This is a genomic window from Nonomuraea sp. KM90, from assembly GCF_052246675.1.
Classification (GTDB): Bacteria; Actinomycetota; Actinomycetes; order Streptosporangiales; family Streptosporangiaceae; genus Nonomuraea.
The window spans coordinates 1-12,713 of the sequence record NZ_JBQQCB010000057.1; the positions used below are offsets into that span (position 1 = coordinate 1).

At 72.3% G+C, this 12,713-nt stretch carries 8 protein-coding genes; 5 read left to right on the plus strand and 3 right to left on the minus strand.

Translation table 11 applies throughout. The features are described from left to right. Positions 1-41: 41 nt before the first annotated feature. The 4 genes from ACTWPW_RS37915 to ACTWPW_RS37930 all read left to right on the plus strand — a co-directional run bounded on the left by ACTWPW_RS37915 (position 42) and on the right by ACTWPW_RS37930 (position 6,421). On the plus strand, positions 42-1,418 hold the full coding sequence (locus ACTWPW_RS37915; protein WP_375108445.1) for an ABC transporter substrate-binding protein: 1,377 nt from the start codon (positions 42-44) through the stop codon (positions 1,416-1,418). Between the two features lie 2 nt (positions 1,419-1,420). After that, positions 1,421-2,311, plus strand: a complete 891-nt coding sequence (locus ACTWPW_RS37920; protein WP_443171495.1) for a carbohydrate ABC transporter permease — start codon at positions 1,421-1,423, stop codon at positions 2,309-2,311. Continuing rightward, positions 2,308-3,108 carry a carbohydrate ABC transporter permease gene (locus ACTWPW_RS37925; RefSeq protein WP_364129404.1) on the plus strand — a complete coding sequence of 267 codons (801 nt, stop codon included), beginning with the start codon at positions 2,308-2,310 and terminating at the stop codon, positions 3,106-3,108. The genes ACTWPW_RS37920 and ACTWPW_RS37925 overlap by 4 nt, the downstream gene beginning before the upstream one ends. A gap of 421 nt (positions 3,109-3,529) precedes the next feature. Further along, complete coding sequence (locus ACTWPW_RS37930; protein ID WP_443171496.1) at positions 3,530-6,421, plus strand: sugar-binding protein; 2,892 nt, start codon at positions 3,530-3,532, stop codon at positions 6,419-6,421. 217 nt (positions 6,422-6,638) lie between these two features. On the opposite strand, the gene ACTWPW_RS37935 is transcribed toward ACTWPW_RS37930, so the two are convergent. After that, positions 6,639-8,954, minus strand: a complete 2,316-nt coding sequence (locus ACTWPW_RS37935) for a prolyl oligopeptidase family serine peptidase (RefSeq protein ID WP_443171497.1) — start codon at positions 8,952-8,954, stop codon at positions 6,639-6,641. 408 nt (positions 8,955-9,362) lie between these two features. Next, a complete protein-coding gene (locus ACTWPW_RS37940; RefSeq protein ID WP_443171498.1) occupies positions 9,363-10,199 on the minus strand; it encodes a MerR family transcriptional regulator in 837 nt (278 codons plus the stop codon). A 125-nt stretch (positions 10,200-10,324) separates the two neighbouring features. Between ACTWPW_RS37940 and ACTWPW_RS37945 the strand changes: the two genes are divergently transcribed. Beyond that, entirely contained in the window at positions 10,325-11,248 is a 924-nt protein-coding gene (locus ACTWPW_RS37945) for a zinc metalloprotease (protein WP_375108450.1), read from the plus strand. Between the two features lie 223 nt (positions 11,249-11,471). Here ACTWPW_RS37945 and ACTWPW_RS37950 read toward each other — a convergent pair whose 3' ends face one another. Continuing rightward, positions 11,472-12,173 carry a hypothetical protein gene (locus tag ACTWPW_RS37950; protein WP_375108451.1) on the minus strand — a complete coding sequence of 234 codons (702 nt, stop codon included), beginning with the start codon at positions 12,171-12,173 and terminating at the stop codon, positions 11,472-11,474. Positions 12,174-12,713 lie beyond the last annotated feature (540 nt).

Below are 12,713 nucleotides of genomic sequence, written 5' to 3' on the forward strand. Positions count from 1 at the left end.
CCCCGGCACGCCCCGCGTGTCCGCGCAGAAGGAGTGACCCCATGAAGCGACAGCCGCGCGGTTCCAGGACTCTCACCCTGCTCGCCGCGAGCGCCGTGGTCCTGGCCGGGTGCGCGCCCGGCTCCTCCGCCCCTCCCCCCACCACCCCCGCCGCGCAGCCGAGCGGCGCCCCGGTGCGCACCGACGCCGCCTCCCTCGGCAACGTCACCCTGACCGTCTGGGACCAGGAGGTACGCGGCGGTCAGGCCGCCCAGATGGAGAAACTCAACACCGCCTTCCAGGCCAAATACCCCAACATCAAGCTGAACCGGGTGTCCCGCTCGTTCGACGACCTCAACACCACGCTGCGCCTGGCGCTGAGCGGCAACGAGCCGCCGGACGTGGTGGAGGCCAACAACGGCCGCTCCTCGATGGGCGCGTTCGTCAAGGCGGGCCAGCTCCGCCCGCTGGATGCCTACGCCAAGGCGTACGGGTGGCAGCGACGCTATCCCGAGTCGGTGCTGCGGTACTCGCGTTACAGCGCCGACGGCAAGCTCTTCGGCGAGGGCAACCTGTACGGCCTGCCGCAGGTCGGCGAGGTCGTCGGCCTCTTCTACAACGCCGCCAAGCTGACCGAGCTGGGGCTGGCGCCGCCGAGGACGTGGGCCGAGTTCGAGTCCGCCCTGGACAAGGCCAAGGCGGCCGGCGAGGTGCCGCTGCAGTTCGGCAACCTCGACAAGTGGCCGGCGGTGCACGTCTTCGGCACCGTACAGGGGCGCAGCGTCCCGCCGGACCAGATCGGCGCGCTGGCCTTCGGCCGCAAGGGCGCCTCCTGGAACACGCCCGAGAACGTCAAGGCCGCCGAGCAGCTCGTGAGCTGGGTGGACAAGGGTTACTTCGCCAAGGGCTTCAACGGGCAGGGCTACGACGCGGCGTGGCAGGCGTTCGGCAAGGGGCAGGGCGTCTTCCTGATCGCGGGCACCTGGCTGCTGGCCGACCTGCAGAAGGCGCTGGGCTCGGACCTCGGGTTCATGCTGCCGCCGGGCGTCACGGACGGCGCCGCGCCGGTGGCGACCGGGGGCACCGGGCTGCCGTTCGCGATCACCGCCAAGAGCCCCAACCCGGACGCGGCGGCGGCGTACATCGACTTCATCACCAACGCCGACGCCATGAAGGTGCTCACCGACACCGGCAACCTGCCCGTCGCCGACACCGGGGCGCAGACGGTGGCGGAGGGGCCGCAGCGGGACGTGTTCACGGCGTTCGGCACGGCGAGCGCGAAGGACGGGCTGGTGCCCTACCTCGACTACGCCACCCCGACGTTCGCCGACACGCTGGGCGCGGCGCTGCAGGATCTGCTCGCCAAGAAGGCCACGCCGCAGGAGTTCCTCGGCACCTTGGAGAAGGATTACCAGACGTTCGCCGAGAGCAACGACTGAGCATGGCAGCCCGAGCCGGGGGGCCTCCGGGCGAGCCCCGCCGCGTCGCCTATCTCTACCTGCTGCCCGCCTTCGCCGTCTACGCGGTGTTCCTGCTCTATCCGATCGGCCGGGCCGTCCAGATCTCCCTGTACGACTGGGACGGGCTGTCCCTGGGCACCTGGGCCGGGCTGGACAACTACGTGGCCATCGTCGCGGACGAGGGGCTGCGCGCCGCCTTCGCGCACGCCCTGGTGCTCATGGCGTTCTACGCCGTCTTTCCGCTGGCCATCGGGCTGGCACTGGCCGCGATCCTCAACCACGCCAAGGTGCGCGGGCTGGGGTTCTTCCGCACCGTGGTGTTCCTGCCGCAGGTGATCGCCATGGTGGTGGTGGCGGTGGCGTGGCGGCGCGTGTACGCCCCCGACGGCTCGCTCAACTCCCTGCTCGGCGCGCTCGGGCTGGACTCGCTGACGCGGGGCTGGCTGGGCGACTACACGTTCGCGCTGCCGGCGGTCGGGGTGGTGGGCACCTGGTTCGAGACGGGGCTGGTGACGGTGCTGCTGCTGGCCGGGATGAGCCGCATCCCCACCTCGCTGTACGAGGCGGCGCGGCTGGACGGGGCCGGAGCCGTGCGGGAGTTCTTCGCGGTCACGCTGCCGTCGGTGCGCGGGGAGATCGCGGTGGCGCTGACGCTGACCGTGATCACCGCGCTGCGCACGTTCGACCTGGTGTACGTCACCACGCGCGGCGGGCCCGGCGACTCCACCTCCGTGCCGTCGTACGAGGTCTACCACCGCGCCTTCGGCCTGGGCCAGGTCGGCTCGGCGGCGGCCATCGGCGTCACGCTCACCGTGGTGATCTTCGTGATCTCGTTCGGGATCAACCGGTTCGCGGACAGGAGGGTCTCGTGATCTCGCGCGGGGAGCGGGTGGCCAACTACGTCATCCTGTCGGTGTTCGCCGCGTTCGCGCTCTACCCGATCGTGGTCATCCTGTCCGCCGCGCTCGGGCCGGCCGACAGCGGCGGCACGGCCGGGCTCGCCAACTTCGCGGCGGCCTGGGAGGTGGGCCGGTTCGGCACGTACCTGCGCAGCAGCCTGGCGGTGTCGGCGTTCGTCGTGGTGGTCAGCGTGGTGTTGTCGATCCTGAGCGGGTACGCCTTCGGCACGATGCGTTTCCGGGGGCAGTCGGTGCTGTTCTACCTGTTCATGCTCGGGATCATGATGCCCAGCGAGGCCGTGGCGGTGCCGCTCTACTTCGACCTGCGCTCGCTCGGGCTGATCGACACCTTCTGGTCGATCTCGCTGCCGCAGGTGGCGCTGTCGGTCGCGTTCGGGACCTTCTGGATGCGGGCGTATTTCCGGGCCTCGAACCGGGCGATCGTCGAGGCGGCCCGCATCGACGGCGCCTCCAGCTGGCGCATCCTGTGGCAGGTGCTGCTGCCGCCCGCCCGGCCCGCCGTCGTCACGCTGACCGTGCTGGTCTTCATGTGGACGTGGAACGAGTTCCTCATCCCGCTGATCATGGTGACCAGCGAGTCGCTGCGTACCGCGCCGCTGGGGCTGGCCTTCTTCCAGGGCCAGTACACCTCCGGCTTCACGCTCCTGGCGGCCGGCTCGGTCATCGTCGCCACCCCTGTCGTGCTGTTCTACCTGTTCCTCCAGCGCCACTTCGTCCGCGGACTGCTCCAGGGAGCGGTCCGCGACTAACTCCGGAGGTCCGATGCGCACCAGACCCACGGCCACACCCAAGCCCGGCTCCCCGCCCAGCCCCCCGCCCGGCTCAGTGATCGGCCCTGCGCCCACCACCCCGGCCAGCCCTGCACCCGGCAGCGCGATCAGCCCTGCACCCAACCCTGCACCCAACCCTGCGCCCGGCCCCACGCCCGGCTCCGTGATCGACCCTGCGCCCACCACCCCGCCCAGCCCTGCACCCGGCAGCGCGATCAGCCCTGCACCCAACCCTGCACCCAACCCTGCGCCCGGCCCCACGCCCGGCTCCGTGATCGACCCTGCGCCCACCGCCGCGACCAGCCCTGCACCCGACCCTGCGCCCAGCCCTCGGCCCGGCGGCGCGATCAGCCCCGCGACCAGGGCCGCGACGCGGGAAGCATGGCGGGCACCACGCCGTGTGGCGACGCTCGTCACCACAGCCGCACTCGCACTCCTGCCCACCGCCCCCGCCCTGGCCGCGCCGACTGGAGGCACCGCCACCCAGACCGCCTCACCGGCCTGGGGCGCCACCACCTACGCCCCAGCCGGTTGGGCCGCCGCTCTGTCGACCGCGGCCCCACCCAACGCCGCCCTATCGACCAGCGGAGCCGCCACCCCCGTCGATCTCGACGCGCTGTTCGTCGGTGCTCACCCCGACGACGAGGCGTTCACGCTGTCGACGCTGGGCCAGTGGAACGAGGATCACGACGTTCGTACCGGCGTCGTGACCATCACCCGGGGCGAGGGCGGCGGCAACGCGGTCGGGCCCGAGGAGGGGCCGGCGCTCGGGCTGCTGCGCGAGGCGGAGGAGCGGTCGGCGGTCGGGAAGGCCGGCGTGAGCGAGGTGTTCAACCTCGACGACGTCGACTTCTACTACACGGTCAGTGCCCCGCTGACCGACCAGGTGTGGGGCGGCGACACGCTGGAGAAGGTCGTCAGACTCGTCCGCCAGACCCGGCCCGAGGTCCTGCTGACCATGGACCCGGCACCCACACCCGGCAACCACGGCAACCACCAGGAAGCGGCGCGGCTGGCCGTGGAGGCGTACTACGCGGCGGCCGACCCGAAGGCGTTCCCCGAGCAGATCACCCGTGAGGGGTTGCGTCCCTTCGCCCCGGCCCGTCTGCTCACCGGCGGGGCGCGCGGCACCTCCCAGACCGGGCAGGCGTGCGGCTCGACGTTCCGCCCGGCCAATCCGGCGCAGAACGTGTTCGGTGTGTGGAGCGGGCGCACCTCCGCCGAACGCGGCAGGACGTGGGCGGCCGTGGAACGGGAGGCGCAGCGCACGTACGCCTCCCAGGGCTGGGCCGGCTTCCCCGACGTGCCGTCCGACCCTGCCCAGCTGGGCTGCGACTTCTTCACCCAGGTGGACGCGCGGGTGCCGTTCCCCGAGCCGGGCTCCCCGGCGGCCGCCGCCCCGACGGCCGTCCTCGACGGCTCGCTGACCAGGGCCAAGGGCGCTGTCCCGCTCGGCACCCAGCTCGGCCTGCGCACCAGCGCCTTCGACGTGCACCCGGGGACGCCGTTCACGGTCGAGGTGACCGTCACCGCCCCACCCCGCGAGCCGCTCGGCCGATCATCGGTAACGCTCCGCGTCCCTGACGGCTGGCAGGTCGCCGGCGCTCCCACCACAACCGACGGCTCCCTCGCGTCCGGCAGCAGCTCCCCGGCGGTCAAGGGCGCTGTCGCAGAGCCGCATCAGCGGAACCTCGGCAGGATCGGCGCCGGGCGTGGCGGCTCGGCCACGTTCACGGTGACCCCGCCGTCCGGAACCGGGGCCGGAACCGGGGCCGGGGCCGGGGGCCGGGTGCGCATCGCGGCCACGCTCACCACGGAGCGGGGCGGCGGCCACACCGACCGGCAGGTCGAGCTCGGCCCGTCCGTACGGGGTGCGCAGCAGCCGCTCCCCCAGGTGGCCCAGTACGAGAAGTGGACCACGGACGTGGGCGTGCCCCAGCTGCGCGGGCTGGTCACGCCTGTGCTCACCCTCTCGTCGGGCGGCACCCGGCAGATCGGCGTCGTGGTCACGAACGTGGGCGGCGCGGCGCGGTCCGGCAACGTACGGCTGGACCTGCCGGCCGGGTTCACCGCCGACCGTACTGAGGCCGCGTACAACGATCTGAGCCCGGGCGCGAGCACCACGGTGCCGTTCACCGTCACCAACTCCGACCCCTCGCTCAAGACCTCCAACGAGGGCGGCGACTACGCGTACACCATCACCACCACCAGCCAGGACGGCACCAGCACCAGCCGCCCTGCCCTGGAGCTGGTGCCGGCCGCCTCCGTGCCCCGGGCGGCGTCGGCCCCGGCCGTGGACGGGACGGACGGTGACGGCGAGTACGCCGGGACCGCCCTGAACATCTCCCGCCTCTGGGAGGGCACCGCGTGCTCGTCGGCGGCCGACTGTTCCGGCACGGCCAAGGTCACCTGGCACGATGACACGCTGTACGTGCTGGTGCACGTCAAGGACGACGTGCTGGGCACGCGCCTGGCCGCGTCCGACTGCAAACGGCACTGGCGTACCGACTCGGTGGAGGTCACCCTCGACCCGCGCGGCACCTCCGAGAACACCTCCACGACGTTCAAGGCCGCGGTGCTGCCGGTGACGGCCGAAGGCCCGCCCTGCCACCTGCGCGACGCCGACAACCGGCAGGGTCCGGGCGCCCAGACGGCTCCGGGGATGCGGGTGGCCTCGAAGGTGTCCGCCGGGGAGTACGTGGTGGAGATGTCCATCCCGATGGAGGTCCTGCCCGGTGCCGTCGACCCCGCGCACCTCGGGTTGAACATCCTGGTCTACGACTCCGACACCCAGGACAAGACCGGCCAGACCCGGATCGGCTGGTCGACCTGGGGCGGGGTGCAGGGCGACCCGTACCGGTGGGGTGTGGCCTCCCTGCCCGGCTACCAGCCCCCACCTGACCGGCCGACGACCCCGCCCGACGCGGTGATCCCCGACACGGCACTGTCCAGCCTCGATTCGCCGCAGTCCCTGGAGCAGGCCGTGCGCGTCCACGTCCCGCTGGCCGGCGGCCCCGCGGCGACGGCCGCCGAGAGCGCCCGGGCACTCTCGGCGTCCGCCGGGCAGGACACGGTCCAGGTCACCCTCCGTACCGCCGCCTCCGGCAAGGCCCACCTGTTCGTACGGGACGCCGACGGCACGGCGGGCAGCCGCGTGGTGCCCGTATCCGGCCAGGGCACCAGGACGGTGACCGTCCCCCTGACCCGCACACTGACCGCCCGGCCTACGGTGGTGGTCGGCTGGCAGGCCCCCAGCGGCGGCACAGCGGCCTCGCAGGTACCCGTTCGCTGACGCCACCCGGCGGCCCCTCCGCCGGCACACAACCGCGAGGGGCCGCCCCCCGGAGGCACACAACCGCACGGGCCCACCTCCTGGGGACGGCAGCCGCACTGGCCCACCCCCTGGCGGCACACCAGCGCCAGGGCCCAGGGCCCAGGGAGGCAGGCAACCACACAAGCGCGCTGGCCAGTGCCCCGAGCGGCTTGGTCGTAAGGGCCCCCGGTGTCTGTCATCCGGTGGTGTGGTCGGGCGGTAGTGGCGTGAGCCCGAGTTCGTGCATGACGAACGCCAGCCAGTAGGTCTGCTGCTGAACGATCGTGCTCCACCCGGTGCCCCCGTGCCCCGCACCCGACCACACCCGCAGCAGCACCGGGTGGGAGGAGGTCGTGGCGGCCTGGGCTCGGGCGGCGAACTTGCGGGAGTGCCAGACGGGGCATCGCGGATCGTTGGCGCCCGCGTCGAGCAAGATCGCCGGGTATGCGGTATCGGGCTCCACGTGGTGGTACGGCGAGTAGGCCATGAGCACGGGGGCGTCGGCGGGATTGTTCGGGTTGCCGTATTCGGGCAGGGTCGCGGCGGTGCCCACCGGGTCGCGGACCACGCGCATCAGGTCCAGCTTCGGCGCCGTGCACACCGCGGCCCGCCATAAATCGGGCCGCTGCGTGACGGCCACGGCGGCGAGCAGGCCGCCGTTGGAGGCACCCTGGACGGCCAGCCGGTCGGGTGTGGTGACTCCGTCGGCGATGAGCTGCTCGGCGACGGCGTAAAGGTCGTCGAAGGAGTTCTGCTTGGTGTGCAGCCGCCCGCCTTCCCACCACTGCAGGCCGAACTCGCCGCCCCCGCGTACGTGGGCGTGCGCGTACACGCCGCCCGCCTCGACGAACGCGGCCAGCGGGCCCAGGTAGGAGGCCAGCTCGGCGATGTTGAAGCCTCCATACGCGTGGAGGAGCATGGGCTGCGGGCGCGAGCGGTCCAGGTCGGCGCGGTGTACCAGGGTGCACGGCACACGGGTGCCGTCCGCCGAGGTGGCCCACACACGGCTGGTCACCAGCCCGGGCAGGGTGTGGCCGGCCCCCTGCAGCCGGGTCAGGACGCCGGTCTCCAGCGCGTAGTGGTAGACCGTCGGGGACTGCGTGTAGGAGGTGTAGCCGAAGGTGATGGCGTCCTCGCAGCCGATGACCTGGTCCATCACGCCGAGGGCGATGACGCCCTGGGCGACGGAGCTGACCGAGCCGGGGCCCGGCAGCGGCACCTCGCCGAGCTCCTTGCCGTCAAGGTCCAGGATTCGTACGCGGGAGACGGTGTCCACCAGCTCGCCCAGCACCAGCCGATCGCCGACCAGCGTGACACCGGTGAGGACGGTGTCTCCCCCGGGGATCAGCTCGGTCCAGGTGGCCGGGTCGCCGGGGCTGTCGAGGGGGATGCGTACCAGCCGTCCGCGCGCGGCGCCCGCCGTGGTGACGGCGACGTAGGAGTCGCCGACGATCACGCCCTTGTAGAGGTGGTCGGAATCGGTGATGAACTCGCGCCACTGCCAGGAGACGCCTGGTTGTTCGTCCTGGGGTTGGTGCGGACGGTCGGCGCTGGGGCTTTCGGCCGGGCGTTCGGCACGCAGCCCTTCCGGGCCTCCGCCCGCCGAGTCTCCGACCCCCAAGCGTCCGCTCGCTGGGTGCCTGTTCGGGTGGTCCGCCGGGTGCCCGTGCGGGTGGTCGTTCTCGGTCTTTGTGGAGGCTTCTTCCCGGTGGGTGCCGGGGCGCTGGGCCGGGTGGGTTTCGAGGCGGGCCAGGTAATGGGGGCGGGGCCGTAGGTGATCGACCTGGATCAGTGCCCAGCGTCCGTCTCGGGAGATCTTGGGCATGGCGAACATGTGCGGGATGTCGATGGGCTCCGGCTCGGTGGGGGGCGGCTGGCCGAGGCGGTGGAAGAACACCCGCCAGCGGAGCGGTGCCCGGGGGTCCGTGCTTTCGTTGGCCATGTAGAAGAAGCCGCTGCCGTCCGGGAGCCAGGTCACCAGGCCGGGCCGCTGCTGTGGCACGCCGTCCAGCAGGACCTTGCCCGTGTCGATCTCGATCACCTTGAGCACGGGCAGCTCGCGGCCGGACGCGTCGAGGGAGTAGGCCAGCAGGCTGCCGTCCGGGGACGGCTGGGGGCTCATGCGCAGTGGTGCGCCGTCGCTGGACAGCTCGTTGAGGTCGATCACCGTACGCCATGGCCCCGTCACGTCGTCGGCCGTCTCCAGCACCATGAGGTCACGGCCCTCGGGGATGCGACCGCGGAACCACCGGGGGCCGCATCGCATCGGGACCACCAGGTTGCGGGCGTCCATCTGCTCGACCAGCTCGCCGACGCGGGCGGCCAGGCGGTCGTAGTGCGGCCAGCCGTGGACGTAGGAGCGGGCCAGCTCGTCCTGGGCCCGCTGCCATTCCGCCACGCCCTCGCCGTCGTCATCCTCCATCCATTGGTAGGGGTCGTCGAACACCAGGCCGCCGACCTCGTTGCGCTCCGGCCGGACCGGCGCGCCGGGATAGGGCATGCTCGCGCTCACGTTCGTGCTCTCCTTGCTGGTTGATGTCTCACGGAATGCGCCCCCGTGCTCAGGGCTAGGCGATCTCACGGGGCCGCCGTCTCACGGCCTCCCGGTCCCTTGCTCCAGGCCGGGCGGCATACGTCCGCCGGTCCTTTTCCGGGTGGGGTGCCCGGACCTCTCCCGGCCCCATGCTCCGAGCCAGGTGCCCGGGCCTCTCCCGCTCTCCTGCTCCAGGCCCGGCGGCCACACGTCCCCCGGTCTTCGGCGCCGTCCCCGGGGAGCGCTGCCTCTTCCGGGTCTGCCTCCACACGGGCAGCCGTCCGTGCTCCCCAGTCCCGGGTGACGGGGCGTTTCTGCGGGTTTGCACACCGCCCTGGACATCTGCGTCTTCGGGCGGCTTTCGCTACGGCCCTGATCTCCCAGGCATCAGAGCGCTCCCGGGGTTTCCTCATCACCCTGGGTGCCAGGGGTGTCGCGGACCTTTCTGACGCGCTCGAAGTAATGCATGATGGCGGGCAGGTCGCCTGCGTCCAGCCAGTCGATCTGGCGGCTGAGCTCCGCGCTGAGCTCGGGCCCCGAGTCGCGCCACAGCGCCATGCCCGCCTCCGTGAGCCGGTCGTCGACCTGCTGGTCTCCGGTCTGGAGGCCGGCCGCCATCGCCTCCCACTGCGTGGTCAGGTGCTGCACCCGGGGATCCTCCACGGGGGTGCCGTCGAGCATGTGCCGATGGACCTGGCGCAGCAGGTCGAGCCATTGGGCGCGGAAGCCCTCCATGCGCTCCTCGCCGAGCTCGGCCCGCCGTCTCGCCAGGTGGTCGCGCAGCTCCTGACTGAAATAGGACTCGTAGACCGAGTGCAGCTCGAGCGTGGCCATGAACTTCTCGGCATCGGGCATGATCGTCTTGTCCAGCAGCCACAGCAGCCCGCTGATCTGCTCCTTGAGCTGGACGATGCGGGCGGCCCGCAGGTCCAGCTCGGCGAGCTGGGCGCCGAGCAGGGCGCGCAGCGCCGTCAGGTCGTCGCCCGGCCGGTCGAGGACGCGGGCGATCTCGTCGAGGGACAGCCCGAGCCCGCGCAGCGCCCGCACGCGATAGAGCCGCCGCAGGTCGGCCTCGGTGTAGCGGCGATGCCCGGACGCGGTCCGCTCGCTCGCCGGCACGAGGCCGATCTCCTCGTAGTGGTAGAGCGTGCGGATGGTGACACCGGTGGCCTTGGCCAGCTCACCGATGCTCCAGCGACGCCCGCTGCCGTCGTTCTCGGTCACGGTACGAAGGTAGGACCTCCCGCCACGGTAGGTTCAACTCATAACTGTGAGTGATTAAACGGCTACAGTACGGGTACGCGTACAGAAACCCCATTTCCCTCCCCCGCGTACGAAAGGGAACCCCCGTGTCCAGCTCCGATCGCTGTGCCACCATGCCCGTCCACCGCCGGCTCCTCGCCGCCTCGCCCCGCTACGCCGTCGCCCTCGCCGCCATCGAGAACGAGACGTTCGCCAGGAAGAACGCACGGGCGGCCCCCCGCGAGGAGGTCGTCACCATTCCCGTCGTGGTCCACGTCGTCTACCAAACCTCCGAGCAGAACATCGGCCAGGACCAGATCGACAGCCAGCTCAAGGTCCTGAACGAGGACTTCCGGCGGGCCAACCCCGACGCGGACAAGGTGCCCGAGGTGTGGAAGGACCTGGCCGCCGACGCGCGGCTGGAGTTCAAGCTGGCCGACAAGGACCCTGACGGGCAGCCGACCTCGGGCGTCGTACGCCGGCAGACCGACGTCGGGGAGTTCCAGCCGGACGACAAGGTCAAGTTCGACGCCCAGGGCGGCTCCGACGCCTGGCCCGCCGACCGCTACCTCAACCTGTGGGTGTGCGAGCTGAAGAACGCGCTCGGGTACGCCACGTTCCCCGGAGGGCCCGCCGACATCGACGGGGTCGTCGTCCGCCACAGCGCGTTCGGCACGACGGGCACGGCGGAGGCACCGTACGACGGGGGCCGCACCGCCACCCACGAGATCGGCCACTGGTTCAACCTGCGCCACATCTGGGGCGACGACGGCGACGGCTGCTCGGGCAGCGACTTCGTCGACGACACCCCGAACCAGGCGGGGCAGAACCGCGGCACTCCCACGTTCCCCAAGCTGAGCTGCGACAACGGCCCCAACGGCGACATGTTCATGAACTACATGGACTATGTCGAGGACGCGGCGATGTTCATGTTCACGAAGGGCCAGGCCGAGCGGATGGACGCGGCGCTGGCCGGGCCTCGGTCGTCCTTCCTGCCATCGCAGGTCAGGACCGGCACCACCGGGCGGTAGGCGGGCAGCCCACGGTCGTCGCCGCCTGAGGGACGGGCGACGATCTCACCGGCCGGCATCCGGAGCCGGCTCACCATCCGAAGGCGTCCGAAGGCGTCCGAAGGCGGCTCACCCTCCAGAGTCGGGTTCGCGGCGACGGGTCGAAGGCCACCGAGGTTCGGCCGGCTGCGGCTCCCTCCCGGCCTCGCCTCGTGGCCTCGCCTCGTGGGGTCGCCTCGCGGCCTCACACCGAGACGATCAGCGCCTCGGGGCGGTCGGCGGGGAAGGCCCAGACGTGCTTCCCCGCCGCGATCACCAGCGCGAGCGGCGCGTCCGGCCCCAGCCTGATCACGTGGAGAGGGGCACCGGCGGCCGGGGCGAGGACGAACAGGTCACGGCCGCCACCCGCCAGGACCCCGTTCGCGCAGACCAGGAACGGCACCGGCCCCTCCGGCGTCCCCACGAACCGCCCCGGCTCCCCCGACCAGGCCGACACGCGCAGCAGCCCGCCGGTCACGCTGATCCACAGGGAGCCGGCGCACACCGTCATGGCGCCGCGTTTCCTCCGCCCGAGGTCCACCTCTCTCGGGCCGCCGCGCAGCAGGTTGTCCCGCTTCGACGTCCACCACAGCCGCTCGCCCTCCACGGCGCACTGGTCCAATGCGGGCAGGTGCAGCGGCTCGCGCAGGTGGCCGGGCTCGGCGAGCCGGCGGGCCAGGTCGTCGCCGACCGCCCAGATCTCCCCGCCGCCCGCCACCACCCGCCCGTCGAAGGGCACGTCCGCGAGCGGTGCGCCGTACGGGTCGAGCCAGTGGACGCGGTCCCGGGAGGCGCCCGCCAGCGTCCCTTTCGGTAACGAGTTCGACGGGTACGGCCCCGCGAACGACCTGGGCACCACCACGGTCTCGGCCAGCATGCCGGGCACCCCCGCAGGCGTGGCGGCCACCGTCCCCGGCACCGCCGCCAGGGACCACAGCTCGGCCGCCGATAACCGCGGATCCGAGGCCGGTGGGGGTGCCGAGAGCCGCGGTTCCGACGCCCGCGACGGTGACTCCGATGCCGACGGTCGTGAACCGGACGTCGGCGACCGGTGACCGGGTGGCGGTGGCCGGTGACCGGATGACGGTGACCGGCCGCCGGGTGCCGACGACCGTGACCGGGATGCCGGTGCCTGTGAAGGGGGCCGTGGACCCGATCCCGGGGATGGCGGGTTCGGTGCCGGGTCAGGGCGGGCGGGCAGCGGGACGCCGGACGCCGTGTAGGCCCGTACACCACCGGCCTCCGCGCACCAGACCGTGGTCCCGTCCGACGCGGCCGCGCGCACGGGGCGCGGCAGGTCGATCCTGGTGACCACGACGTCCATGCGCCGACCCTAAACCCGCGGCCCCCAGGCGGTACCCCCACCCCCCGGCCACATCGGACCGCCGGCCCTTCACGAGCGGGCCAGGCGGCGCGTTCAGGCACGGAGAAGGCCGTGGTGAGGTAT